The sequence below is a fragment of the Calidithermus timidus DSM 17022 genome, assembly GCF_000373205.1.
GTDB lineage: Bacteria > Deinococcota > Deinococci > Deinococcales > Thermaceae > Calidithermus > Calidithermus timidus.
Genome location: NZ_KB890701.1, coordinates 122820 through 147134, shown reverse-complemented (window position 1 = coordinate 147134; position 24315 = coordinate 122820). Strand labels below are relative to the sequence as shown.

The following is a 24315-nucleotide window of genomic DNA, read 5'->3' as shown; positions in this document are numbered from 1 at the left end:
GAGGGGAATCGTCCCGCCGGCCACGGGCTGTATACTGTATACACTTATGCCCAAGCTCGAGGCCGAGGTGGTCGTCTGCGGAGCCGGGATCGCCGGCATTGCCGTTGCTTACGAACTGGCGGTGAAGCGCGGGGTACGGGACGTGGTGTTGCTCGAGCAAGACACCCCCCTCTCGCTCACCAGCGACAAGTCCACCGAGTGCTACCGCAACTGGTGGCCCGGACCCGACGGGGCCATGATCGCCCTGATGAACCGCAGCATCGAGCGGCTCGAGCAGATCGCCCGGGAGAGCGGCGGTCGCATCGGGCTGAACCGGCGGGGCTACCTCTACGCCACCGCCGAGGCAGGCAAGATTCCGCTGCTGGCAGAAGCCGCCGAGAACGCCGCGCGGATGGGGGCGGGGCCACTGCGGGTCCACGACTGGAAGAGGGAAAGTTACATCCCGGCGCCCGCCCACGGCTTCGAGGGCCAGCCGGACGGGGCCGACCTCATCACCGACAAAGCCCTGATCCGGCGGCACTTCCCCTATTTGGCCGAGGACACCGTGGCCGTGCTGCACGCCCGGCGGGCCGGGTGGTTCTCGGCGCAGCAGTTGGGGATGTGGATGCTCGAGCAATCCCGCGCCCGGGGTGTACGGCTGGTGCGGGGCCGGGTGACAGGGGTCCAGACCACGGCAGGACGGGTGAGCACGGTGGAAGCGCAGCGCGAGGACGGCTCGGCCTTCAGCGTCCAGACCCCCTGCTTCGTCAACGCGGCGGGGCCCATGCAGAAGGCCGTGGGGCGAATGCTGGGGGTCGAGATCCCGGTCTTCGCCGAGCTTCACCTGAAGATGAGCTTCCCCGAGCACCTGGGGGTGGTGCCGCGCGAGGCCCCCATGCTCATCTGGGCCGACGAGGTGCGGCTGCCCTGGAGCCCGGAGGAACAGGAGATGCTGGCCGAGGAGCCCTCCACGCGCTGGCTGCTCGAGCCCTTCCCCCCTGGCGTCCACTGTCGCCCCGACGGGCACGGCGAGAGCAACACCCTGATCGTGCTCTACAACTACCACTTGGAGCCGCTCGAGCCCCGCTTTCCTCTCCCCTCCAACCCCCACTACGCCGACGTCGCCCTGCGGGGCATGTCGGCGATGGTGCCGGGGCTGCGGCGTTACTTCGACAAGGCCCCCAAGCCCTACATTGACGGGGGCTACTACATCAAGACCCGCGAGAACCGCCCGCTCATCGGAGCGCTGGGGGTGCAGGGGGCCTACGTGGTGGGGGCGCTCTCCGGCTTCGGCGTGATGGCGGCCTGCGCGGCGGGCGAGCTGCTGGCGGCGCACATCCTGGGCGATGTATTGCCCGAGTACGCCCCAGCCTTCGCGCTCGAGCGCTACGCAGATCCCGAGTACCGGCAGAAGCTCGAGCAATTCGGTGACGGGGCCCAGCTATAGTCTCGGATTCAAGGTAGGCTTTACACGGTAGCGTATGGAGACCATCTCTTTTCAAGACGCCATGGGCGGCAATCACTGCTGGGGCTGCGGCAAGGACAACCCCAAGGGACTTCAGATCAAGAGTTACTGGGAGGGCGAGGAGGCCGTGTGCACCTTCCATCCCCGCCCCGAGCACATGGCCGGGCCCACCCACATCCTCAACGGCGGCATCATCGCCACCGTACTCGACTGTCACACCGTGTGCACCGCCATGGCCGCGCTCTACCGCGCCGAGGGACGCGAGATCGGTGAGGGGCCCGTCATCTGGTGCGCTACGGCCAGGCTGGACGTGACCTACCTGCGCCCCACCCCCATCGACCGGCCCGTACACCTGCGGGCCAGGGTCGAGGAGATCGCCGGGCGTAAGGTGCGCCTTAGCTGCACGCTGTACTCCGGGGGCCTCGAGTGCGCCCGGGCCGAGGTGCTGGCGGTGCGGGTGCCGGAGGAGTGGCGCACGGGGCAGGGTCAGTAGCCGGGCTTGACCAAAGCCCACCCGGGCTCGGGAATTTTCCTGCTTTGATGAGCCTGGGAGGAGCGGCTTTCAAACCGTCCCCAGCTTGGCGGCCGTCTCGAGGTCTATCTCTTCCTCGGGTTCGTCCGCCTCGACGCGGCGCTGGAGGAGTTCTTGGCCGCCCTCGAGGCGGCGGATCTCCTCGATGAACTGCTCGGGGGAGGCGAACTCGCGGTAGACCGAGGCGAAGCGGATGTAGGCCACGGGGTCGAGCTCGCGCAGGAAGGCCAAAGCCCGCAGCCCAATCTCCTCGGAGGTGATCTCCATCTCCTTGACCGTGTCCTCGAAGCCAAAGGCGAACTTGTAGAGAGCCTCAGGGTCGAGCTTGCGCTTCTGCGTGGCAAGGGTGAGACCGCGCAGCAACTTGTTGGGGTCAAAGGGCTCACGCCGCCCTGAGCGCTTGATGACCATCAGGGGTTCGGCATTGGCACGCTCATAGGTGGTGAAGCGCCGCTTACAGCTCGGGCACTCACGCCGCCGCCGGATGACCGAGCCCTCATCGGAAGGGCGCGAATCGAGCACGCGGGTATCGGGATAGGCGCAGTAAGGGCAGTTCACGAGCGATCCCCAGACTGAAGCAGCGTGGAGCGTGTGGTTTCAGCCATCTCTATTCAGCATACGGTTTGGGGCAATTTTCACAGCGACTTGGGTAACTTTAAGGCAATTCGCGCAATAGGTCGTAAAGTTCGGGCGGCTGAGGTGGCTCGGGAAGCAGCACCTCCATCACCTGCCCGCGGATGCCCTCCGAGACCATCGAACCTAGGCCGATGGTGCCGCGCACGAGGGCCTGGTCATACTCCTCGCTCGAGGGGTCGCGACTGGGCACCACCCCATTGACCCGCACGTTGGAGGGGAAGATGCGAGTAGCCCCTTCGATGAGCCCGGTCACCGCCCCCCGGATGGCCGCCACGTGGGGCTGCTCGCGGTGCAAGGGCGGCAACACGAGGGTCACGAAGCCCCCACCCGAGAGGTAGCGCAAGCCCTGCTGAAGCACGTAGAGGCTCGACTTCACATCGGCGTTGAGGAGGTCGTACCACTCGCCCTCGAGCAGCTCCACGAAGGCCGTCTTGCTCTCGGCGGTGGTCACGTGCACGATGCCATCGAGCATCCCGAACAGCTCCTCGATCTTCTCGAAGGTGGTCATCACGTCCAGCACTACCGACATATCGCCGCGGATGGGAATGGCAGTGGCTCCCAGCGCCTCGACCTCCGAGGCAACTCCGGTGGCCAGCTCCACGTCAGGGTCCACGGTGACCACGGTCGCCCCGTTGCGCCCGTAAGCGTGGGCAATAAAGCGGCCATAGCCCCGTCCAGCCCCCGTGACCATCACGATGCGTCCCGACAGGCCCAGGAGGTCTCGGTCTCGAGGTGGCGTTGTGCTCATCCCAACGAGTTTACCGTGTAAGGGGCCTGAAGGTAATGGCTCGAGGGCTCGAAAATAAGGTAGCTGCTCATGAATCGCCAAAAGGGGCCGGTGGCCACTCGCGCTTTGCGTCTTGCCCACCGACACCCCTATGGCTCCATTGCAATTCAAAAGTTTACTTGGCTCTAGAGTAGAGCTTTGCTAACATCTAAATTCTGGCTACCCGGTATGGTAGGCGGCTAAAAGCGCGACAAGCAAAGTTTTGAGGGCTCCGCACATTAGCGGAGAAGCAGCTTCGGAGGCCAATGAGGACAGATCAGTCGGTATGGGGAATGCTGCGGGAGTTGTCGCCGTACTTCCGCCGCTACGCCCGGCCCTACTTCTGGGGTTTGCTGGCCGGGCTGATGGGCATTGGGTTCAACGTACTCTCTCCTTACTTCCTGGGGCGGGCCATCGACGCCATTCGGGCGGGGGAGGCTTACCTGCCCTACGTGGGCATGATCGTAGGGGCGGCGCTGCTGACGGGCTTGCTCTCTTATGCCAACCGCCAACTCGCCATCGTCGCCAGCCGCTACATCGAGCACGACCTGCGCATGGACCTCTTCAAGCACCTGCTGGCCCTGGATGCCTACTACTACGGCAAGAGCCGGGTGGGCGACCTGGTCAACAAGATGAACACCGACCTGGGCGCGGTACGCGAGATGATGGCGGGGGGGGTGAACATGGGTACGCGCATCGTGGCGGGCCTGCTGTTCGCCTTCGTCTCGATGTACCTGGTCAACTGGAAGCTCGCCGCCGCCCTGACGCTGATCGTGCCCCCCATCATCGCGATCATGCGCTTCGTGCTGCGGGTCATCGACCGGCGCTACCGCGAGAGCCAGGAGGTCTTCGACCAGATCTCCACCCGCGCACAGGAGAACTTCTCGGGCATCCGGGTGGTCAAGGGCTTCGCCCTCGAGCAGCGCGAACTCGCCGCCTTTCAGAAGCTCAACCGCCAGTACATCGAAAAGAGCCTGGCCTTAGCCCGCATCGAAGGCCCCATGCTGTGGTCGCTGATGGGACTGCTGATGGGCTTCGCGGTACTGACGGTGCTGTGGATGGGTGGTGGTTTTGTGATCCGGGGCGAGATGTCGGTAGGGCAGTTGGTGCAGTTCAATGCCTACTTGCTGCAACTGTCCTGGCCGGTGCTGGGGATGGGCTTCGTGCTCTCGATGTTCCAGCGGGCCGCCACGAGCTACAGGCGTCTGCGGGAGTTGCTCGACGAGAAGCCCCGCATCCAGGACCCCGTGACTCCCATAGCTCCTGTAGAGCTTAGCGGTGAGGTCAAGTTCGAGGGGGTGAGCCTCGAGCTCGGCGGGCGCACCCTGCTCAAGGACATCACCCTCACCATCCCCCAGGGCATGACCCTGGGCATCACCGGGCGCACCGGCAGCGGCAAGAGCTTGCTGGTGAGCCTGATTCCCCGGCTGCTCGAGGCCAGCCATGGCCGGGTGCTCGTCGGCGGCCACGACGTGCGCGACCTCCCCCTGGCCACCCTGCGCCAGGCGGTGGGGATGGTGCCGCAGGAGCCCTTCCTCTTCTCCGACACCCTGGCCGAGAACATCGCCTTCGGGCTGGACGCCATCGACCGCGAGCGGGTGGAGTGGGCCGCGAAGCTGGCCGGGGTCCACGACGACATCATGGGCTTCCCCAAAGGCTACGACACCTCGCTGGGCGAGCGCGGCGTGACGCTGTCGGGCGGGCAGCGGCAGCGCACCGCGCTGGCCCGGGCGCTGGCCAAGCGGCCCAAGGTGCTCATCCTCGACGACGCCATGAGCGCGGTGGACACCGAGACCGAAGCGCGCATCCTGGGCGGGCTCAAGCAGGTGCTGGGGCAGCAGACCACGCTGCTCATCACCCACCGCACCAGCACGCTGAGGTATGCCGACTGGATCGTGGTGCTCGAGCAGGGCCGCATCGTCGAGGAGGGCACCCACGAGATGCTGCTGGAGCAAGGCGGCCTCTACGCCGAGCTCGACCGCATCCAGCGGCTGCAGGCGGAGGTGGAATAAGTGCCAATGGCTAATCGCCAATAAGCAATTAACCGCAACGAGAAGCATCGGCTATCAGCAATCCGCGGTGAATCATGCACGAAGAAGAAGCCTTTAAAAAATCCTTCGACGCGCGGCTGGCCCGCCGCATCCTGACCTACGTGCGTCCCTACCGGCTACAGGTGGTGCTCGCGCTCTTGTGCTTGCTGGTGGGCACCCTGACCACGGCGGCCACCCCGCTTTTTTTGAAGTACGCCATCGACAACGCCCTCTTGCCCAAGCAGGCCCTCGAGCTCGCCCAGCGCTACCAACTGTTGCTGTACATCAGCCTGGCCTTCCTGGGCGTGCGCGTCATCGACTTTTTCGCCCGCTACGGCCAGATTTACCTCATCAGTTGGGTCGGCCAGCACGTGCTCTTCGACCTGCGCAGCGAGATCTTCTCCAAACTACAGCGGCTGCACCTGGGCTACTTCGATAAGAACCCGGTGGGCCGCCTGATGACCCGCATCACCTCCGACGTCGATGCCATCAACCAGTTCATCACCGGTGGGCTGGTGGGGCTCATCGCCGACCTGTTCTTGCTGGGCGGCATCATGGGGTTCATGCTCGCGCTCGACTGGAAGCTCTCGCTGGTGGCTTTCACGGTGATCCCGGTGCTCCTGGCGGTGACCACCTGGATTCGCAACGGGATGCGCGAGGCTTACCGCGAGATGCGCCTGCGGCTGGCAAAGCTCAACGCCTCCTTACAGGAGAACCTCTCGGGTGTGCTGACCACCCAGCTCTTCAGCCGCGAGCCGCGCAACGTGGCGGGCTTCGGAGCGCTCTCGCTGGACCTGCGGGCCTCGTGGGTGAGGATCATCTTCTGGTTCTCGCTGTTCTTCCCCATCGTGGGCTTCTTGGGCGAGTCCACGGTGGCGCTGGTGCTGTGGTACGGCGGGGGTCAGGTGGTGCAGCAAGCCCTCACCCTGGGTCTGCTGGTGGCCTTCGTGGACTACGTGCGCCAGTTCTTTCAGCCCCTGCAGGATCTCTCCGACAAGTTCAACATCTTCCAGGCTGCCATGGCTTCCGCTGAGCGCATCTTCGGTCTGCTCGACACCCCCGAGGAAGTCAGCGACCGGCCCGGCGCCAGGCCCGTCGAGCGCTTCCGGGGCCAGATCGACTTCGAGGATGTGTGGTTCGCCTACGGCAAGCGCGGCGAACCCAAGCCCGACGGCACCAGGGCCAACACCCCCAAGCAGCTCGAGGCCGAGGACTGGGACTGGGTGTTGCGTGGGGTATCCTTTCGCATCCGCCCCGGCGAGAAAATCGCCCTGGTGGGGGCCACTGGCGCAGGCAAGACCAGCGTCATCAGCCTGATCGCCCGCTTCTACGACGTACAGCGGGGCGCGGTGAAGATCGACGGCCACGACGTGCGCGACTACCTCCAGCGCGACCTGCGCCGCGCCATCGGCATCGTGTTGCAAGACCCCTTCCTCTTCAGCGGCACCATCGACTACAACCTGCGCCTGGGCGACGAGAGCATCCCCATGCAGCGGGTGGAGGAGGTCGCGAAATTTGTGGGGGCTCACGAGTTCATTGCAGCCCTGCCCAATGGCTACCAGACCATGCTGCACGAGCGCGGCGGCGGCCTCTCCACCGGCCAGAAGCAACTGCTGGCGCTGGTGCGGGCCATCTTGCACAACCCCGACATCCTGCTCATCCTCGACGAGGCCACTGCCAACGTCGATTCCGAGACCGAGGCCAAGATCCAGGAAGCCTTGTGGCGGGTGATGGAAGGGCGCACCTCGGTCATCATCGCCCACCGTCTCTCGACCATCCGCCACGTCGACCGCATTCTGGTCTTCCGCAAGGGGAAGCTGCTCGAGGAGGGCAGCCACGAGGAGCTACTGGCGAAGGGCGGGTATTACGCCAAGCTCTACGAGTTGCAGTACGTTGGAGGAAGTACTTAAACCCACATTCCGCCCCCCTCAGGCGAGGGGGTAATACCAGGCCCGGTGACGAACCAACCGCTCTAGAGGTGCTCGAGCGGACTCTGCCGGGTCGCTTGGAGGGCAGGCGGCAGCGCCGCCAAAAGGCCCAGGGGCAGCAAGAGCCCAACCCGGCCCACCAAGTCGGCACCAAGCTGCGGGAGGGGAAGAAAAAAGCCCAACCGCTCTCCTAAGGCCCCCGCCCCGAGAGCAGCCAGGCCCCAGCCCATAGCGATACCCAGCGCCACCCCCAGAGCCACCTCGAGCAAGCTCTCGAGGAGCACTACCCCGAACACCAACCCGCGCCCAGCCCCCATGGCCCGTAGCAAAGCGGTGAAGCGGCGGCGCTCGAGGCTTTGGGCATACACCCCTTGCCAAACCAGCAGCGCTGCCAAAAACAGCACCAACAGCGAAAGGGCCCCGTAAGCCGACTGGCCCTGTAGGAAGAATTCCCTGGCCTGGGCAAAGACCTGCCCGGGGAACACCGCCTGGGCCTGTCCGCTGCGGTTGATCTCCTGGGCCACCTGGTAGATGTCGGAAAGCCGATAGCCCGTGAAGAGCACCGCAGTCACTTGCCGATGGGCCACGTCTTCTTGATGCACTTCCCAGTACGCCTCGATGGGCACCAAGATAGCCCGGTCCCAAGGGCCGCCGGTAGCCTCGAGCACCCCCACCACACGGTATTTCTCTTCCTGGTGGTGTTCGCCAGCTTCTGCTGCCTCTTGCTGGGTGACAAAGAAGCCATGGGCGCTCAGGAATTCATCTCCCAACCGCAAGCCGGTGGCCTGGGCGGCTCGAGCCCCCAGCACCGCCTCGTAGGGGGCCTGGAAGGATCGCCCCTGGCGCAGCCTGAAGTAGGGCGGTAGGGTGGGCTTGAGCCGCAGCTCGAAGAGCTGGGCGTTGGTGCCGAGCAGGGGAAACCCCTGGTAATTGTCGCCGAAGCCCAGCGGGACCACATAGCGGCCACGGGGATCCTGCACAAGCTGTTCGTAGGTGGCGTAGGGCAGATTGGCGATAGGGGGCTGGAGCAGGTAGAGGCTCGAGAGCACCGCCTGGGTGGGGCTGCCCTTGGCTGCGATGAGCAAGTCAAAGACCTGCGCGGCATCGGCAGCGCCACGCTCCAAGGAGCGAAGCACCAGCGGCACCACCAGAGCAGTAGCGGTGGCCAAAGCCACCCCCAGTAAGGTCAAGGAGGTGGACAGTATCCGCACCCGCAGGTTACGTAGGACAACCCACAGGGTCATGACAGAACCTCCTGCTCTGGGGTGGGGGGCTTCAGCTCGATCTGCTGAGGAAAGCGGGCCATCACCCAGGGGTCGTGGGTGGCCACCACCAGCAACGCGCCGAGGGAGAGTGCAGTCTGGATCAGCAAATCCAAGGCGGCAGCAGCTCGAGCGCGGTCTAGGTGGGCAGTGGGCTCGTCGGCTAAAAGCAGCCGGGGGCGGTGGGCCACCGCTCGAGCCAAGGCCACCCGCTGTCGCTCGCCGGTGGAAAGGCGCTTGGGAGTGTGGGACAGGCGGTGCTCCAGGCCCAGCCCGCGTAACACCGCCAGGGCCTCACCCTGGGCAGCTTTACCACGAATCCCGGCTATCCCCAGCCCGAGGAGCACATTCTCAAGCGCGGTGTAGCCCTCCACCAGATGAAAATCCTGGAACAAGTAGCCCACCTTAGTCCGGCGGTACGCGTCGCGCTCGGCCTCGGTCAGTCGGCTCAAGTTCCGACCCTCTACCCAAACCTCTCCCCTGCTGGGCAAACGCAGCCCAGCCAGCAGGTGCAAGAGGGTGGTCTTGCCGCTCCCCGAGGGCCCCAGCAAGGCTACCTGCTGCCCCCAGGAAAGTTCGAGGTCAGGCAGCCTGATCTGGAGATCCTGGCTAAAGCGCTGGCTCACCCCGCGCATGATCACATCGGCCATGACTTCCCCCTAGCGGGCTTCCTCCACCCGCTCGGCGTAGATACGCACCAAACTCACGAAGCCGGTTGACGCATCTTCCTTGACCCCTACCTCGAGCCGCCCGGTAACCTGGATGCGCTTGGTGGTGGGCTCGGCGGTGCGCCCCGGAGGCATGATCACCAGCACGATGTCCGGGGGCCAGTCGGCAGCGGTGGAGCAGAAAGGGCAGGTGGCCAACGGAGCTTTGGTCAGCACGAAGAAGTCCAGCTTGGGTTTGAGCGGCGGGGCCATCCAGCCAGTCATACGCACGCTTTTACCGTTCAGGGCTTGCAGCTTGGGGGAAAACTCCACCCCACGGACGGTGATCTTGCTGTAGAGTTCGCCGAACTCGAGGGGGCTCTGGGCCAACCCCAGCAGGGCGATTCCCCCAATCCAGGCCAGGAGGCCCCAGTGAGCCAGGGTTCTTAGGCGTTTCATAAAAGGCCTTAGGGGGAGCGCCCTGTACCAGGAGACCCCGGTGCAGGGCGCTCAGAGGACGGTGGGGTTAAGGCTTCTCGAGGTGGGGGTTGAACCCTAGGGCCTGGGCCATGCGGAAGAAGATCTCGGTCTGGTCGATGAGGCCATTGAAGAACTGAGACCCCACGCCAAAGGCAAACAGCGGCATGGGATCAGCCGTGTGCACGCCCTGGGCGCTATCTACTGGGAGGTTGCCGGTACGTTGGAAGGCGCCGGGCTCCTTGCAGACCTCAGGGTTGGCCACGTAACCACCTTTGCCGTCGGAGATGGTGGGGTCTTTGTAGACCTCGCGGCCCCGGTAGGTTTCACAGTAATCCGGCGTGGCCCCGAAGCCTACCGCGATTCCCCGAGTGGTGTCGGGCAAGGGAAAGCCGTTGGCGTCTTTTTTGTCGCCGTAGGTGGGGAACTTGGCGGCCTCATAAACCCCCACCCCCTCCCGGCCCTGCTTGGAGTAGTCGTAACCGCCAAACACCGAGATCGAGTGAGCGTGGTCGGCGGTGACAATCACCAGGGTATCGGGGTGGGAGGCCGCATAGCCCTTGGCCCAAGCCACCGCGCGGTCCAGCTCGAGTACATCCCAAAGTGCGCGGGGCCAGTCCAAGGGGTGCTCGTACTTATCCACCATTCCCCCCTCAACCATCAAGAAAAAGCCTTTGTCGTTTCTGGAGAGAGCCTCCACGGCTTTCTGGGTCATCTCCCAGAGGTAGGGCATATCGGTAAAGCTTCCCAGCATCTCGGGCCGCTTCCACACTGCGCGGTCTAGGTAGCTGGGGAAGTTGTCAATGTTGAACAGCCCAAACAGCTTATCGGTGGGTTTGGCCGCCAGCAGCTCGCTGCGGGTGCTGACAAAGGTGTAGCCCAGCTTCTGGGATTCGGCAATCCAGTCCGTGCTATCCTTGCGCCGCGAGCCAGGGGTGCTCTGGGGGATGAAGTCGCGTGAACCACCGAAGAGCATCACATCCAAGGGAACACCGAACCCGCCTCTACCAAAGTACATGTCGGCGATAGCCTGGTAATCACCGCGGCGGCGGGTATGGGCGTTGAGTGAAGCCGGGGTAGCGTCGGTGCCGAAGGTGGTGGTCACTACCCCAATGCTGGCCCCGCGTACCCGCTTGAGCATCTCCGCTAGGGTTTCGATCCGGGGGTAGGCCAGGGTATCTTTGAGGTTTGATGGGTAAACGTTGAGGGCATTCACCTGCACCTTCTGCCCGGTCATGATGGAAGAAGCCGAGTTAGCTGAGTCGGCGATGAAGCTATCAAAGCTGCCGGTAGTGACGGTAGCCATCCCACCGTAACCACTCTCGATCTCGAGGTTTCCGTTGGGCATACCGTTTTCGGGGTTAAAGCCTTTGGCGATGATGCGGGCGGCGTTGAGGGTGTTCCAGCCCATCCCGTCGCCAATGAAGAGAATCACATTCTTGGCCGCTCGGGGCAAGCGAAGGTTCTGCCGAGCCTCCCAACGTACGCTCTTCCTGCTCTCCCCAGCGTCGTCGGTGAGGCTGACCTCGAGGGTGTGGCTTCCAGGGCGCAGGAAGGCACCGCGCAGGGTCCACTCGGCCTGCCCGGCCCCCTGCGCGGTTTGCTCGAGGCCCGCCAGAGGCTGGCCGTCCAGGGTGATGCGGTAAGCCTTTAAATTGCCTTTCAGCTCGGAGGCTTCTATGCGCAAATCGAAGCGCTGCCCCGCCAGCAAAGCGGCTCCGTCGTAGGGGTAGACGGCAACTTTGGCCGCCCAGGCCGACCCTAACAAAGCGGCCAGGGCGCATACAGCGGCGATATTTCTTGGCATTGGGTCTCCCTCCCGGCCCAAACATATGAGGGGACTCTCATAGGATTGTCATCCCAGCAGGCAAGTCCTGAAGGGAAAAGCCCTTACTCTGGCGTGACTGTTACCGCCTTTCTCACGCTTGCGCTACAACTGGTGTCTACAGCAACAAGTCGCTGTAGGCGGTGCTTGCGAAAAACCGTTCCAGTCAGGCCTAAAGATCAGCGCAACGCAGGCGAGCATGCCGCCAATCGCGGGAGTTTTTTATAGCTTTCCCACAACCCCCTCCCCTATATAACCGGGATGGGGTTGACAGGATATGGCTTGAAGGCTATCGTTTGAGTTAACGTTAACTCAAAAAGTTAGTTCGATAAGGACAATGCATCACTATGTCTGATGAAAAGGTTACCCTAGCTCACGTCGCCCGCCTCGCCGGTGTCTCCATGATCACGGTATCCAAGGTGCTCAACAATAAGGGGCGCATCTCCGAGGCCACTCGGGCACGGGTTCTCCAGGCAGCCAGCCAGCTCGGCTACGTGGCCAACACCGCCGCCCGCAGCCTGCGAGGGCGCCCCACCCAGATCCTGGGGATGGTCATACCCGAACTGGTAAGCCCCTACTTTGCCGAAGTAGCGCGCGCCGCGGCCGATGCCGCCAGCCAGATGGGCTACGACCTGGCCGTCTTCACCACCTCGCGTGACCCGGAGCGCGAGCGCGAACGGGTAGGCACCTTGCTAGGGGGGTTGGCCGACGGGTTGGTGTTTGTGGTTCCTATTGGAGCGGCGGGCTTTCTGGCCACCCTCGAGCGCAGCCGCTCTCCGGTGGTGCTGGTCAACCACTTCGGCGCCCCCACCCACCTTCCAGTGGTACGCGCCGATAGTTTCGAGGGTTCTCTAGCCGCCGTGAGGCATCTGATGGCTTTAGGCCATCGGCGTATCGGCTTCGTAGGCGGCGCGAGCCACTCCAGCCAAGCCGCCGAACGCTTGCGGGCCTACCGGGAGTGCATGATGGCCGCCGGGCTATGGGACGAGCAGTTGGTACGCCCCGGGGACTTTACCCAGCAGCGGGGGGTGGAAGCAGGGCACGAGCTGTTGAGTCTCGAGAACCCACCTACCGCCATCTTCGCCGCTAGCGACCTCACGGCCTTCGGAGTGATTGCTGCTGCACGCTCCCGTGGGCTACAAGTGCCCGAAGACCTCTCGGTGGTGGGCTTCGACGACATCCCCGCCGCCGCCCATTCTCACCCCGGCCTGACCACCGTGGCCCACCCCATCCCGGCCATGGCCCAGGCCGCCGTGGAACTTATCGCCCGGGCGATGGCCGGGGAAAAGCTGCAAGACGTGCTTATAGAGTTCCCCAGCGAGCTGGTGGTTCGGGGCTCGAGCGCCCCTCCCCCAGCACTGAGGAGCCGGAGGAGAAACCGATGAATCCTGCCCATCCCAACAGGCCCGCCTCTGCGCTACGCCCGGGCTTAAAACACCTGGCCCGCTCGGTTTGGCGCCACCGAAGCCTCTACCTCATGCTTTTGCCCGGCCTACTGTATTTTCTTATTTTCCGCTATTGGCCGCTGTGGAACGCCCAAATCGCTTTCCGTGACTTCCAGCCCACCCTCGGGGTTTGGGGTAGCCCGTGGGTAGGACTGCAACACTTCCTAGAGTTTTTCAACTCTTACTATTTTGGGCAGCTCCTGACCAATACCCTCGTCATCAGTCTTGCCAAAATCGTACTCGGCATTCCCCCTGCGATACTGCTGGCTATCGCCCTGCATGAAACCAGCCGTCGCTTTCTTGCACGGGTAGTGCAGACCATAAGCTACCTACCGCACTTCCTATCATGGGTCATCGTCTACGGCATCCTACTGGCCATGCTCTCGCCCAGCGAAGGGCTCGTCAACAGCGGGCTGCGGGCGCTGGGGCTCGAGCCGGTGCCCTTCCTCACCTCCACCACCACATTCCAACCCGTGGTGGTGCTCTCAGAGGTCTGGAAGGAGACCGGCTGGAGCGCGATTTTGTTCCTGGCTGCACTGCTCTCCATCAACCCCACCCTCTACGAAGCCGCAGCCATTGACGGAGCCTCACGCTGGCAGCAGGTGCGCCACATCTCCCTCCCCGGCATTATGGACGTGCTGGTGTTGGTGCTGCTGCTAAAAATCGGCAGCATCCTCGATGCGGGCTTCCATCAAATCTTTGTGCTCTACTCGCTGCCGGTGTACAGCGTGGGAGACATCATCGATACCTGGGTCTACCGACAGGGCATCCAGAACTTCCAGTTCAGCCTGGCCACAGCGGTGGGGCTGTTCAAAGGAATCATCGGCCTGGTGCTGATCGTGGTGGCCAACCGCCTGGCGCGGCGCTTTGTGGGGACTGGGCTGTATTAGGAGGAAGCCATGAAAAAAGCAATGTCCCGTAGCGATCGTCTGTTCGAATGGGGAATTGACGCGTTTCTAATCGGGGTTTTGGTAGTGACCCTGGTACCCATGTGGTACGTGGCAATGGTCTCGCTGCTGCCCTTTGGCAAAAGCCCCAGCCTTTTCCTGCCGCCGTGGGAATGGTCCTTCGCATCCTATGCTCAGCTCATCTTCCAACCCACTATCTGGCAGGCTACACTCAACAGCCTGATCCTGACCTTTGGTGGGGTGGCCATCAGCCTCACACTCACCGTCATGGCCGCCTATCCCCTCTCCCGGCGGGAGCTGCCCGGGAGGGGCTTCATCGTGGGCCTGATCCTCTTCACCTTCCTCTTCAACGCCGGCTTGATCCCTACCTTCTTGGTGGTCAAAGACCTTGGGCTACTCAACAGCTACTGGGCGGTGCTACTCAACGGGGCGGTGAGCGTCTACAACCTGCTGGTGATGAAGACCTTCTTCCAAAGCCTTCCGGAAAGCCTAGAGGAGGCCGCTCGCATCGACGGGGCCAACGACTGGCAAATTTTGCGGCATGTCGTTCTGCCGCTCTCCCGGCCCATTCTTCTGACCATCGGTCTGTTTTATGGCGTGGCCAACTGGAACAACTTCTTCGAGCCCATCCTCTTTCTCTCCGACCGCAACCTCATGCCCTTGCCGGTGGTGCTGCGCGATATCCTTACCGGCCTCAACGTGGCGGAGTACGTCGAGGGCGGAGCGGCCCAGGCTGCTCCGGCGGAGGCTTTGAAGATGGCGGCTGTAGTCCTGATCACGCTGCCCATGCTCTTGGTGTATCCCTGGATCCAGCGCTATTTCACCAAGGGTGTGCTCCTGGGCAGTGTGAAGGAATAGGAGGTAGCGATGCGCATAGGCTTTAGGATCTTGTTTTCTTTGATGGTTTGCGGCAGCCTGGGGCAGGCCCAGGCCAACCTCACCGACCTTAGCGTAGCCCTGTATGCGGCCAATCCCGAAGCACCCGCTCCCCCGGCCAATTGGGAGGTTTATCGCATCGTGCGGGATAAGCTGGGTATCAACCTCAAGTTCACCATGCTGCCTACCGGGGCCGACGGCGACAACCGCCTGGGAGCACTAGCCGCAGCCAACGACCTCCCCGACCTCTTCGAGGTGCGCAGCCTGGCCCTCTTCGACCGCCTGGTACAGCAAGGCCAGCTTGCTCCGGTGAATAACCTCTTCTCCTTGATGCCCAAGCGTACTGCTGACCGTTATAGCAACACCCGGCGCAACCTATTGGTCACCAGCAACGGCCAGATCTACGGCTTTTTAGAACCCGTAACCCTAAGCCGTCAGTACGGTATCTGGGTGCGCAAGGACTGGCTCGATAAGCTGGGGCTTAAAGCTCCCACCACCCTCGAGGAGTTCTTCGAGGTAGCCAAGGCCTTCACCGAGCGCGACCCCGATGGCAACGGGCGCAACGACACCTACGGCTTTGGTGGGGTGATCGACTTTGACACTGCCGGTATCCTGCCGGGTCTGGGCCTGGGCAACCACTTCCAGTGGGTCTATGGCGCTTACGGCGTGGCCGGCACCTGGAACTATAACCCCAAGGCTTTTGCCGCCAACGTTCGTGAGGCCAACTTCCGCAAGGCTACCGAGTACGTCCGGCGGTTGGTCGAGGCTAAGGTCATTGACCCGGACTGGGTCACCATGCGCCGGGCCGACCTGCGCACCCGCTGGCAGCAGGGGCGCTACGGAATGTTTTTCGAGAGCGTGGGCGGCCTGCAAGCAGGCTTACAGAACTTCCACGCCAACAACCCCAATGCCGAGCTGCTTCTGCTGCCGCCGCCCAAAGGCCCCGAGGGCAAGAGTTCGATGGGCACCTACTCCTCAGCCGGGTGGTTATATGCGGTCTCCAAGCGGGCCATGGATGCCGGTAAGGGTTCGGCCATTGCGCGCTTCCTCGAGTGGGCCCATAGCGGCGAAGGCTACTTCCTGCTGGGCTGGGGCCGCTACAAGACCGATTACACCCTGCCCAACAACGTGCCTACCGTCAACACCCAAATCCCCATCAGCGTGCGCGGAAGCTATACCCAGATGCGCTGGCTGGCCTTCAACGGCAACCCCCTGGAGATGCGGGGCCGCTACCCCGAGATCAGCGTCGGCGGACGCAAGTACGTGATGTACCAGCTTATGGCTCAAGCTCAGCGCCAGGGTAACTGGATTGACCGCACCGGCGACCTCATCGTCAAAGCCGCCTCCAACCAAGCCGACCTCGAGCGCTACGTCTCGGAGAACCTGGTGCAGTTCGCCTTGGGTCAGCGGCCCATCAACGACTCGAGCTGGAATCAGTTTTTGAGTGGCCTGCGCAACATCCGCTTCGAGCAATATGAAGCGGCAGCGGAAAAGGCCCTGAGGGAAAGCGGATATCTGAAGTGAGTTCTAGGGGGCAGGTCCGACCAAGCCCTGCCCCCTCCTAAAGTGAGGAGCCTGATGCGCTACTTCCACACCATTCCCCAAGGTCCAGGCTTAAAGCCCCTGGACGATGAAGCCTGCAAGCTGCTGGCTTTCGCCAAGCTCAACCTCGAGGCCGGCCAGAGCTACACCGGCCAGACCGGCGAGCGCGAGGTGCTACTGGTAGCCCTTTCCGGTACTGCCGAGGTCGAGGTGGGAGGGCGGGTGTTTGCACGGGTGGGGGGAAGGCCCAACGTGTTCGCGGGCAACCCTCACAGCGTCTACCTGCCCAAAGGGCAGCTCTACACGGTGCGGGCCCATACCCGCTTCGAAGCCGCCTTGCCTTCAGCACCCAGCGACCTCGAGACCGAGCCCTACGAGATCCGACCCGAGCAGGTCAACACCGGCAAGTGGGGTACCCTCAACTTTACCCGCCACTTCCGCGAGATCCTGGTCGAGCCGGACGGGCGACCGGCCAGCCGATTGATCGTGGGCGAGACCCTCACCCCCAGCGGCAACTGGAGCACATATCCCCCGCATAAACACGAAATCGCACAGGGGAGCGAGGTCTTCCACGAGGAGATGTACTACTTCCGCATCTCCTCTGCGGAAGGTTGGGGGCTCACCCGCCACTACAGCCCCGAGCGCGGCTACGACCAAACTTACCTGGTTAAAGACGAAACCCTGCTCTCCATCCCCCACGGCTACCACACCTACGTCAGCGCACCCGGGTACACCGGCTATTACTTGTGGTTCTTGGCTGGCGAGGGACGGCGGCAGGGGGTACGCTTCGATCCCGACCTGGCCTGGGTGCAGAAAACGGTAGGGATGGTTTAGGGAAAGACATGAACTCGAGGCCCAGCGGGCCATCTTGCCGCTGAAAAACCCAGCACAGGGAGGTTTTACGTGGAGATGTTTTCGATCAAGGGCCGAATAGCCCTAGTTACCGGCGGAGCGGTGGGCATCGGACAAGCCATCGCCATTGGTTTAGCCCAGGCTGGGGCCGATGTGGCCATCGTCAGCCCCACCGCCGACGCCCTCCAGACCCAACAGGCGGTGGAGGCGGCCGGACGGCGTTTTCACGCCGTATACGCGGACTTGATGAAGCCGGAATCGGCGGCGCGGGTGGTTGCTGAAGTTGAAGCCACCCTGGGGCCCGTAGACATCTTGGTCAACAACGCCGGCATCATCCGGCGGGAGTGGGCCGAGCACTTCGGCAACGCCGACTGGCAAGACGTGATCGAACTCAACCTTAACGCAGTGTGGCGCATGTCCCAAACCGTAGGCCGGGAAATGCTGAAGCGCGGAAGAGGCAAAATCATCAACATCGCCTCGCTGCTGTCGTTTCAAGGGGGCATCCGCGTACCCTCCTACACCGCAGCCAAGCACGCCGTAGCGGGCCTCACCAAAGCTTTGGCCAACGAGTGGGCGGCCAAAGGGCTCAACGTCAACGCCATTGCACCGGGCTACATCGCCACCAACAATACCGCGGCTTTGCGGGCCGACCCCGAGCGCTCGAGGCAGATCCTCGAGCGCATCCCCGCCGGGCGCTGGGGCGAGCCCGCAGACCTGGTGGGCGCGGCGGTGTTTCTGGCCTCGCCGGCCTCCGACTACGTCAACGGCCACATCCTGGTAGTGGACGGGGGCTGGATGGCCCGCTAGGAGCGAGATGAGCGCTCAGGATTTCCCTCGCGTACTGGCCCAAGCCCGGGTGGTAGGGGTGCTGCGAGCCCCAGCGGCCTCAGACGCCGTAGAGGCCGCGCAGGCCGCGGCCCGTGGCGGTTTGCGGGCCCTCGAGCTAACCTTCACCACCCCAGGGGTGCTCGAAGCCCTACGCAGATTGCACGAACAGCTACCCAAAGGGGTGCTGCTGGGTGTGGGCACGGTGATGAACGCACAGCAAGGAAGCGCTGCGCTCGAGGCAGGCGCGCAATTCCTGGTCAGCCCCCACCTGGACGAAGCGTTGCTGGAGCTGGGGCGCGAAGCAGGAGTACCCTACGTGCCGGGCGTACTCACCCCTACCGAGATCGCGCAGGCTAGGCGCTTGGGCGCCGAAGTGATCAAGGTTTTCCCGGCAGGCTCGAGCGGGGGAGTCCGCTACCTCAAGGATCTGCTGGGGCCTTTCCCCGACCTACAGATCCTGGCAACCGGGGGGATTAAGCCCAGTGAAGTTCTGGCCTATCGCCAGGCCGGAGCCCTGGCAGTGGGCCTGGGCTCGAATCTCTTCCCCCAAGCCGCGCTCGAGAGCAAGGACTGGGCTGCCATCGAGGCCGCCACCCGCCAGGCGCTGGAGAAGGCAGGCGCAGCATGAAGGTGCTGGACTTAATTGGTGTGGGCGAGTGCATGGTGGAGTTCTTCGCCGAGGAACCCCTGGCCCAGGCCCGCCACTTCACCCGCTCCTTCGGCGGGGATGTGCTCAACGCCCTGGTAGTCGCCTCTCGGCTGGGCTCGCACACCGGCTTCGTGAGCCGCGTGGGTTCCGATCCCTTTGGGCCAGGATTGCTGGCGGCCTGGCGTGCGGAGGGCATCGATACCCGCTGTGCCCCACTGGTTGAGGGTGAGAACGGGGTCTACTTCATCAGCCTGAGGGAAGGGGGGGAGCGCGAGTTCACCTACCGTCGCGCCGGCAGCGCCGCCTCTCGGCTTGCCCCCGAGGACCTCGAAGCCGATTACCTAGCTTCAGCCCGCATACTGCTGCTGTCGGGCATCACCCAGGCCATCTCCCCCTCGGCCCAGGCCGCCACCCTTCGAGCCGCCCAACTGGCCCGCTCGAGCGGGGCCCTGGTAGCCTATGACCCCAACTATCGCCCGGCCTTATGGGAAAAGCGCGGTGGGCTAAGAGCCGCCCAGCAGGCCTTTGAAGAGCTCGCCCCCTACGTGGATGTGCTCCTGCCGAGCTTTCCCGCCGACCTAGCCCTGCAAGGCCTGGAGTCCTTGGAGGCCCCCATAGCCTTGCAGGCCCTGAGCCCCCGCTTTCCACGGGTAGGGCTCAAAGCGGGGGCCGAAGGGGCTTGGCTGGCCTGGGAGGGACAACCTCTGTACGTCCCCGCCACCTCCCCCCGGCACATTCGCGATACCACGGGCGCAGGGGACGCCTGGAACGGGGCCTTCCTGCACAGCCTTCTGCAGGGGCAGGAACCTTGCCAAGCCGCTATCCGGGCGAACCACCTGGCCGCGACCAAGCTGGCCTACAGGGGAGCCATACCGCCCCAACCCTGGCCACTGAACACTTAAGGATAAGGAGTTTGCATGGAGTGCAACAGCGATTGGGAAACGGCTGGGCCAGGCGTCGAGCGACGCTTGGTAGCTTTAGGCGAACGCATGATGGCGGTACGGGTTCGCTTCGCCAAGGGGGCAATCGGCGCCCTGCACGCGCACCCTCACGAGCAACTGACCCAGATTCTGAGCGGGCGTTTTCGCTTTCAGGTAGGAGAAGAAGTGCTCGAGCTTTCCGCCGGCGACCTCTTGTGCATTCCCGGCGGCCTCGAGCACGGCACCCAGGCCTTAGAAGCTGGAGAGTTGTTGGACATCTTTTCTCCCCTTCGGGAAGACCTGCTCGAGGGCCCCACCACCCACCCGGAGTAAGGAGGCCGGATGCGCCAGTTTCGTGACCCCCGAAGCGGTCGGCTCATCACCCAGCTCACCGACCGCGGCAACAATGTACACCTCTACTTCACCGAGAACTCTTTCGACCTTACCCGGCCCGAGATCATCTTTCGTTCGGATCGGGCCTCCAAGCACGAGCGTGCCCCGCACGAAAACCCCCACTACAACATCTTCCGCCTCAACTACCAAACCGGCGAGATCACCCAGCTCACCGACGAAGACCACCCCGTCGGCAGCGTCACCAAAACCCCCGACAGCGAGCTCATCGCCTACCTCACCGCGGGGAAGGTCAAGCTCCTGGATACCCGTACCGGGAAAACCCGCGTGCTCTACGAGGACGACGGGGGGTACAACCTCTATTCCCCCTCGATCAGCCCCAACCGCCGCTACGTAGGCTTCGCCCGCAACGAGCGGGTGCAGGCCGTCAACACCAACGTCAACTACGGAGGCTTCAAGGAGAGCTTCTACCAGATCAAGGACGGACGCATCACCCTAGCCCGCAGCGACGGCTCGGGCTACTTCGACGCCTACTGCGACACCCACTGGCTGGGACACTTCCAGTTCTGTCCGGACGACCCTACCCTGGCCATGTTCTGCCACGAAGGCCCCTGGAACCTGGTCACCCAGCGCATCTGGCTGCTCGACCTGGTAGCCCGGCGAGTCCGGCCTATCTTCCGCCAGGACGAAGCCGACTCGGTAGGTCACGAGTTCTGGACCCACGACGGGCTGATCTTCTTCGACAACCGCGGCCCCGGCCACGACGGCACCATCACCTCGAGCAAAACCCAGGCGGTGGTGAAAGAGCCTACCCCCGACCACTTCCGCCCCTACGTGGGCTTCGTAGACCGCGATGGGCAGTTGGTGCGCCAAATCGCGATGCCCTATTACTGCAACCATTACCACGCCAACCCCTCCAACACCCTCCTGGTGGGCGATGACGCGGATTGCCTGGTGCTCATCGACATCGCCGGAGAAGAGGCAAGCCTCGAGCTGCTGTGTGAGCACGGCACTTCCTGGCACACCCAAGCCAGTCACTGTCACCCCACCTTCAGTTGGGATGGGAAGCGCATCCTCTACGCCTCTGACCGGGGAGGGCGGGTCAACTTGTACCTGCTCGAGCTCTGAGGGAGCCCGCCCAAGCCATCGGCTCCACAACCGAAGCCCGCAGCGTCGGCGCGCACCGTGACCATCTTGGCCCGAGCGCCGCTAAAATGGCTTAAACTCGTAAACCGAAGCCATGCTGCGTACACTGGGGGAGTTGTCGCTGGAACAGCCCAAGATCAAGGGCTTTCGCAAGAAAAAACCCTTACTGCTACTGACCTACCTAGCCCTGGAAGGAGCGCGCTCGCGGCGTCACCTCGCCGAGCTGTTGTGGCCCGGGGCTAGCGACGGCCTCAACAGCCTCTCGGTAGCCCTCACCCAACTTCGCGCGGCGGGGGTTCGCATAGAGGGTGAGGAGGTGCTACGGGCCGAGATACCTTGCGACGCCGTAGAGCTGCAAAGTGCTCTGGCCCAAGGGCAGTTGGCACAAGCCCGCCGCCTGTACAAAGGCCGCTTTTTGGAGGGGGCCGACGACGGGCTACCCCCCGAGCTCGAGGAGTGGGTCTGGTCCAAGCGCGAAGCCCTGGCCAAAGCGCTGTGGGCGGCCCACCTGCGGCAGGCCGAGGCCCTGTACGGCCTGGGTTGGACCGAGGAAGCCCAAGCCCTTGTGCAAGAGGCCCGTCGCCTGCCGGGGGTAGAAGAGGTCATCGAAGAAGAACCCACCTTCCTCGCCTTTGCCCCCGAAGTGTGCCGGGCTTTTTTTGCGGTAGAGCTGGTAGGGCTGGCCCGGGCCGTGGAGCTTTTGGGTGTGGGCGCAGAGGCGCTGGATGTGCTCGTTGGGCGGGGGCTGCTGGGAACCCAAGGCCAGCCGATGCTGCAGGTACCCCTTACGGTGGAGGGGCGCAGGGTGGCGCTCGAGCTGGCCCGTAAGCTTCCCCTGGGTGAGGCCGCCCCACTGTACCAGGCGGCCCGTGCCCTCTGGGAAGAGGCCGATGCACCCAGGGGCCGGATGGCCTTGTTGCGGCTGGCCCGCGCCCAGGTGGAAGAGCAGCCTCAAGAAGCGCTGGCCCTGCTGGCCGATCTGGCCCCCGACCCGGAGCTGCTGCTCTTGCGGGCGCGGGCTCTGGAGCGTCTGGGTCGCTACAAGGAAGCCCTGGAGCTGTTGGATGAGCTGCCCCCAAGCCCCGAGCGAAGCGCCCTGCGCGGCAGCGTGCTGCTGCGCTTGGGGCAGTTTGCCGAGGCCCAAGCCGAGGCCGAGGTGGCGGCCCAGGGAGGCGCCTACCCCCAGGCCGAGGCCCTCAATCTGCAGGGCATGATGCTGTTGGGCCAGGGCCGCTTTCAGGAGGCTGCGGAAGCCTTCAGCCGGGCGGCGGTGCGCTTCTTGATGGCCGGGGAGGAGGTGCGCCACCTGGGGGCTTTGGGCAACCGGGCGGTGGCGCTGGCCGAGATGGGCCAGGGGGAAGCGGCTTTTGCCGAGGTGCTCGAGGCCATCGGGGAGCGTGGGGGCTTGCGGGCCCGGGTTTACCTCAACTTAGGGGTGGTCAAGGAGCGCCAAGGCCAGCCTGCTGAAGCAGAACGCCTGTACAAGGAGTCGCTGGCCCTGGCCCAGGGCAACCTCGAGGCCATGGGGCGGGCTTGGAACAACCTAGGCGCCCTCTACCACCGCCAGGGGCGATCGGAGGAGGCCAAGGCAGCCTACCGCGAAGCCTTGCGCCTGGCTCGAGCGGGTCAGGAGTGGGTGCTGACGGCGGCGGTGCTGGCCAACCTGGCCGAACTCACCGGCGAGCGGGCCAGCTTAGAAGAAGCCATCACCCTGCTGGAGGAAGCCCGCTACACCGTGCTGGCCGAGCGGTACAGGAGTCGGTTGCAATCTTTTGCACGCTAAAATAAAGGCGTGAACCTCGCCTAGGAACGGCTGGAGCAGGCCAGGGGCTTCGGGCAACCCAGCGTTCAGACCGCGTTAAGACCCCCTTTGCTACCTTCTAGGCACCTTCGGCAGAACCCGTGTCTGCCGTGGGCTACTTCAAGGAGGTGGAAAGATGCCGAACCCCAAAGCACTTTTAGCCACGGCTGTGGTTCTTTTCCTCGCTGCCTGCGGCGGAGGCACGCCCCCACCCCCCAACAGCATCACCCTCACCGTGGAAGACCCTGGGGGTAGTTTCGGCGCTGCCCTCTACCAGGTGGGTTCGGGGAGCTGGCAGCCCCTCACCCTGAGCGGCACCACCACCAAAACGGGTACTTTTAATCTGGGCAGCCAGAGCAAGTACGGGGTGGCGGTGCGCTGTGGCAGCGGCAGCAGCGCCCAGGTGCAGCTTATCCAGGCCACCAACGCCGAACTCGCCAACCCCAAGGTGGTGTGCAGTACGCTTACCCCTGTTCCCTTCACGGTGCAGGTCAACCTGAGCACGGTGATGGGCGCCTGGGGCATCCAGCCGAGCGATCAGGTGGCCGTTGGACTTGGACCTGGCAATTCCGCAGCCGTAGGCAGCAACACCACCGTAGATGTGAACGCGAATCTCCCGCTTGGCCCGCAGGATCTGGTCATCACGGTGTTTGATCCCAGCGGCCTTACCGTCCGTGGGGCCAAGGTGGTGCGCAACGTCAACGTCACCAACGGCGGCTCAACCAACGTGATGCTGCAAACCTCCGACTCCACCAGCCTGGTCAACTTCACTGCGCCCACCCTGCCCAGCGGATACAGCTTTAACTCGCTTGGTCCGGGAGTTCAAGCAGCCATCTTTTACGTAAGTGGGGACAACAAGGGCACCGGCATGGTAGGTGCAGGTACTTCCTACCGTCCGGTGGCCGGCTTCGGCTCAGGCGACCGCTACATAGCCGCCACAAGCGCCACCAACGCAACCAATACGGGATCGGTGCGCCAGTTCAAGGGCTTCGGCGGCGGCGCCCCTAGCCTCAGCCTGCCTACGCCCTGGCCTGCGGGTAGCTTGGGCGTAACCGCCGCAGCGCACCCCACCATCTCCGGCCTTAGCTACAGCGGAGCCAATCTCAAGGCGTATAGTGTGGCCTTAACCGGTTCGGGCCTAAGCTACCAGGTGACCCTCTCCAACGGCTGGCTGGGCAGCACCTCCAGCTACGCCGTCCCCGATCTGAGCAGCGGCCTGAGCTATACCCCTTTTAGCGGCAGCGTCAGCGTCAAGATTTCGGCGGTGCTTTCGCCGGGCAACCTCCTCAGCCTGGACGCAACCGACCCCGCGGTTTTCACCGCCAGCACCGAGGTGGCCGGGCCCAGCGCAGAGGGTAGCTACACCGTGGGCGGCAGCCCCATCACCCTTCCCTAGCCATGCCCGCCTGGCTGTTGGATCTGAGCGGGTATAGCGTTCCCTACCACGACG

The 24315-nt window shown here is 63.9% G+C and carries 22 protein-coding genes; 16 read left to right on the top strand and 6 right to left on the bottom strand.

The window, feature by feature from the left end; translation table 11 throughout:
• Nucleotides 1-46: 46 nt before the first annotated feature.
• Both B047_RS0114800 and B047_RS0114795 read left to right on the top strand, forming a co-directional pair.
• The gene (locus B047_RS0114800) at nt 47-1426 is read left to right on the top strand and encodes an NAD(P)/FAD-dependent oxidoreductase (RefSeq protein WP_018467756.1); all 1380 of its coding nucleotides are present in this window, start codon (nt 47-49) and stop codon (nt 1424-1426) included.
• A gap of 34 nt (nt 1427-1460) precedes the next feature.
• Nucleotides 1461-1937 carry a PaaI family thioesterase gene (locus B047_RS0114795; RefSeq protein WP_018467755.1) on the top strand — a complete coding sequence of 159 codons (477 nt, stop codon included), beginning with the start codon at nt 1461-1463 and terminating at the stop codon, nt 1935-1937.
• Nucleotides 1938-2006: 69 nt separating this feature from the next.
• Here the strand turns inward: B047_RS0114795 and nrdR are convergent, their stop codons facing one another.
• The gene (nrdR, locus tag B047_RS0114790; RefSeq protein ID WP_026234943.1) at nt 2007-2534 is read right to left on the bottom strand and encodes a transcriptional regulator NrdR; all 528 of its coding nucleotides are present in this window, start codon (nt 2532-2534) and stop codon (nt 2007-2009) included.
• A 97-nt stretch (nt 2535-2631) separates the two neighbouring features.
• A complete protein-coding gene (locus tag B047_RS0114785; RefSeq protein ID WP_018467753.1) occupies nt 2632-3360 on the bottom strand; it encodes an SDR family NAD(P)-dependent oxidoreductase in 729 nt (242 codons plus the stop codon).
• Nucleotides 3361-3644: 284 nt separating this feature from the next.
• Between B047_RS0114785 and B047_RS0114780 the strand changes: the two genes are divergently transcribed.
• Nucleotides 3645-5390 carry an ABC transporter ATP-binding protein gene (locus B047_RS0114780; RefSeq protein ID WP_052606169.1) on the top strand — a complete coding sequence of 582 codons (1746 nt, stop codon included), beginning with the start codon at nt 3645-3647 and terminating at the stop codon, nt 5388-5390.
• 74 nt (nt 5391-5464) lie between these two features.
• Entirely contained in the window at nt 5465-7318 is a 1854-nt protein-coding gene (locus tag B047_RS0114775) for an ABC transporter ATP-binding protein (RefSeq protein WP_018467751.1), read from the top strand.
• Nucleotides 7319-7380: 62 nt separating this feature from the next.
• On the opposite strand, the gene B047_RS0114770 is transcribed toward B047_RS0114775, so the two are convergent.
• The 4 genes from B047_RS0114770 to B047_RS0114755 form a co-directional block, all read right to left on the bottom strand.
• Nucleotides 7381-8580 (bottom strand): ABC transporter permease, encoded by a 1200-nt coding sequence (locus B047_RS0114770; RefSeq protein ID WP_018467750.1) that lies wholly within the window; start codon nt 8578-8580, stop codon nt 7381-7383.
• Nucleotides 8577-9248 carry an ABC transporter ATP-binding protein gene (locus tag B047_RS0114765; RefSeq protein ID WP_018467749.1) on the bottom strand — a complete coding sequence of 224 codons (672 nt, stop codon included), beginning with the start codon at nt 9246-9248 and terminating at the stop codon, nt 8577-8579. The genes B047_RS0114770 and B047_RS0114765 overlap by 4 nt, the downstream gene beginning before the upstream one ends.
• A 9-nt stretch (nt 9249-9257) precedes the next feature.
• Nucleotides 9258-9704: a hypothetical protein gene (locus B047_RS0114760; RefSeq protein WP_018467748.1), complete on the bottom strand. Its 447-nt coding sequence runs from the start codon at nt 9702-9704 to the stop codon at nt 9258-9260.
• Between the two features lie 67 nt (nt 9705-9771).
• Entirely contained in the window at nt 9772-11529 is a 1758-nt protein-coding gene (locus tag B047_RS0114755) for an alkaline phosphatase (RefSeq protein ID WP_026234942.1), read from the bottom strand.
• A 365-nt stretch (nt 11530-11894) separates the two neighbouring features.
• Here B047_RS0114755 and B047_RS0114750 point away from each other — a divergent pair, with 365 nt between their 5' ends.
• The 12 genes from B047_RS0114750 (at nt 11895) to B047_RS0114695 (ending at nt 24261) form a co-directional block, all read left to right on the top strand.
• Nucleotides 11895-12932, top strand: coding sequence for a LacI family DNA-binding transcriptional regulator (locus B047_RS0114750; RefSeq protein ID WP_026234941.1), 1038 nt, complete (start codon nt 11895-11897; stop codon nt 12930-12932).
• A gap of 92 nt (nt 12933-13024) precedes the next feature.
• Nucleotides 13025-13882 (top strand): ABC transporter permease, encoded by an 858-nt coding sequence (locus B047_RS0114745; protein ID WP_018467745.1) that lies wholly within the window; start codon nt 13025-13027, stop codon nt 13880-13882.
• A gap of 9 nt (nt 13883-13891) precedes the next feature.
• The gene (locus tag B047_RS0114740; RefSeq protein ID WP_026234939.1) at nt 13892-14758 is read left to right on the top strand and encodes a carbohydrate ABC transporter permease; all 867 of its coding nucleotides are present in this window, start codon (nt 13892-13894) and stop codon (nt 14756-14758) included.
• Nucleotides 14759-14767: 9 nt separating this feature from the next.
• Nucleotides 14768-16300, top strand: a complete 1533-nt coding sequence (locus B047_RS0114735; RefSeq protein WP_157205954.1) for an extracellular solute-binding protein — start codon at nt 14768-14770, stop codon at nt 16298-16300.
• A gap of 54 nt (nt 16301-16354) precedes the next feature.
• Entirely contained in the window at nt 16355-17152 is a 798-nt protein-coding gene (gene iolB, locus B047_RS0114730) for a 5-deoxy-glucuronate isomerase (RefSeq protein WP_018467742.1), read from the top strand.
• A gap of 75 nt (nt 17153-17227) precedes the next feature.
• On the top strand, nt 17228-17977 hold the full coding sequence (kduD, locus tag B047_RS0114725) for a 2-dehydro-3-deoxy-D-gluconate 5-dehydrogenase KduD (protein WP_018467741.1): 750 nt from the start codon (nt 17228-17230) through the stop codon (nt 17975-17977).
• A gap of 7 nt (nt 17978-17984) precedes the next feature.
• Nucleotides 17985-18626, top strand: a complete 642-nt coding sequence (locus B047_RS0114720; protein ID WP_018467740.1) for a bifunctional 4-hydroxy-2-oxoglutarate aldolase/2-dehydro-3-deoxy-phosphogluconate aldolase — start codon at nt 17985-17987, stop codon at nt 18624-18626.
• Nucleotides 18623-19549: a sugar kinase gene (locus B047_RS0114715; RefSeq protein WP_018467739.1), complete on the top strand. Its 927-nt coding sequence runs from the start codon at nt 18623-18625 to the stop codon at nt 19547-19549. The genes B047_RS0114720 and B047_RS0114715 overlap by 4 nt, the downstream gene beginning before the upstream one ends.
• Before the next feature lie 15 nt (nt 19550-19564).
• Nucleotides 19565-19900: a cupin domain-containing protein gene (locus tag B047_RS0114710; RefSeq protein WP_018467738.1), complete on the top strand. Its 336-nt coding sequence runs from the start codon at nt 19565-19567 to the stop codon at nt 19898-19900.
• Nucleotides 19901-19909: 9 nt separating this feature from the next.
• On the top strand, nt 19910-21046 hold the full coding sequence (locus B047_RS0114705) for an oligogalacturonate lyase family protein (protein WP_018467737.1): 1137 nt from the start codon (nt 19910-19912) through the stop codon (nt 21044-21046).
• 112 nt (nt 21047-21158) lie between these two features.
• A complete protein-coding gene (locus B047_RS0114700) occupies nt 21159-22847 on the top strand; it encodes a tetratricopeptide repeat protein (RefSeq protein ID WP_018467736.1) in 1689 nt (562 codons plus the stop codon).
• 154 nt (nt 22848-23001) lie between these two features.
• The gene (locus B047_RS0114695) at nt 23002-24261 is read left to right on the top strand and encodes a hypothetical protein (protein WP_026234937.1); all 1260 of its coding nucleotides are present in this window, start codon (nt 23002-23004) and stop codon (nt 24259-24261) included.
• The last annotated feature ends 54 nt before the right edge of the window (nt 24262-24315 follow it).

Coding starts and splice junctions, on each gene's coding strand:
- B047_RS0114740 (WP_026234939.1), top strand. CDS start 13,892: ATGAAAAAAGCAATGTCCCGTAGCGATCGTCTGTTCGAATGGGGAATT.
- B047_RS0114720 (WP_018467740.1), top strand. CDS start 17,985: ATGAGCGCTCAGGATTTCCCTCGCGTACTGGCCCAAGCCCGGGTGGTA.
- B047_RS0114755 (WP_026234942.1), bottom strand. CDS start 11,529: ATGCCAAGAAATATCGCCGCTGTATGCGCCCTGGCCGCTTTGTTAGGG.
- B047_RS0114715 (WP_018467739.1), top strand. CDS start 18,623: ATGAAGGTGCTGGACTTAATTGGTGTGGGCGAGTGCATGGTGGAGTTC.
- B047_RS0114710 (WP_018467738.1), top strand. CDS start 19,565: ATGGAGTGCAACAGCGATTGGGAAACGGCTGGGCCAGGCGTCGAGCGA.
- B047_RS0114785 (WP_018467753.1), bottom strand. CDS start 3,360: ATGAGCACAACGCCACCTCGAGACCGAGACCTCCTGGGCCTGTCGGGA.
- B047_RS0114775 (WP_018467751.1), top strand. CDS start 5,465: ATGCACGAAGAAGAAGCCTTTAAAAAATCCTTCGACGCGCGGCTGGCC.
- B047_RS0114795 (WP_018467755.1), top strand. CDS start 1,461: ATGGAGACCATCTCTTTTCAAGACGCCATGGGCGGCAATCACTGCTGG.
- B047_RS0114700 (WP_018467736.1), top strand. CDS start 21,159: ATGCTGCGTACACTGGGGGAGTTGTCGCTGGAACAGCCCAAGATCAAG.
- kduD (WP_018467741.1), top strand. CDS start 17,228: ATGTTTTCGATCAAGGGCCGAATAGCCCTAGTTACCGGCGGAGCGGTG.
- B047_RS0114695 (WP_026234937.1), top strand. CDS start 23,002: ATGCCGAACCCCAAAGCACTTTTAGCCACGGCTGTGGTTCTTTTCCTC.
- B047_RS0114765 (WP_018467749.1), bottom strand. CDS start 9,248: ATGGCCGATGTGATCATGCGCGGGGTGAGCCAGCGCTTTAGCCAGGAT.
- B047_RS0114760 (WP_018467748.1), bottom strand. CDS start 9,704: ATGAAACGCCTAAGAACCCTGGCTCACTGGGGCCTCCTGGCCTGGATT.
- B047_RS0114800 (WP_018467756.1), top strand. CDS start 47: ATGCCCAAGCTCGAGGCCGAGGTGGTCGTCTGCGGAGCCGGGATCGCC.
- B047_RS0114750 (WP_026234941.1), top strand. CDS start 11,895: ATGTCTGATGAAAAGGTTACCCTAGCTCACGTCGCCCGCCTCGCCGGT.
- B047_RS0114770 (WP_018467750.1), bottom strand. CDS start 8,580: ATGACCCTGTGGGTTGTCCTACGTAACCTGCGGGTGCGGATACTGTCC.
- iolB (WP_018467742.1), top strand. CDS start 16,355: ATGCGCTACTTCCACACCATTCCCCAAGGTCCAGGCTTAAAGCCCCTG.
- B047_RS0114705 (WP_018467737.1), top strand. CDS start 19,910: ATGCGCCAGTTTCGTGACCCCCGAAGCGGTCGGCTCATCACCCAGCTC.
- B047_RS0114780 (WP_052606169.1), top strand. CDS start 3,645: ATGAGGACAGATCAGTCGGTATGGGGAATGCTGCGGGAGTTGTCGCCG.
- B047_RS0114745 (WP_018467745.1), top strand. CDS start 13,025: ATGCTTTTGCCCGGCCTACTGTATTTTCTTATTTTCCGCTATTGGCCG.
- B047_RS0114735 (WP_157205954.1), top strand. CDS start 14,768: ATGCGCATAGGCTTTAGGATCTTGTTTTCTTTGATGGTTTGCGGCAGC.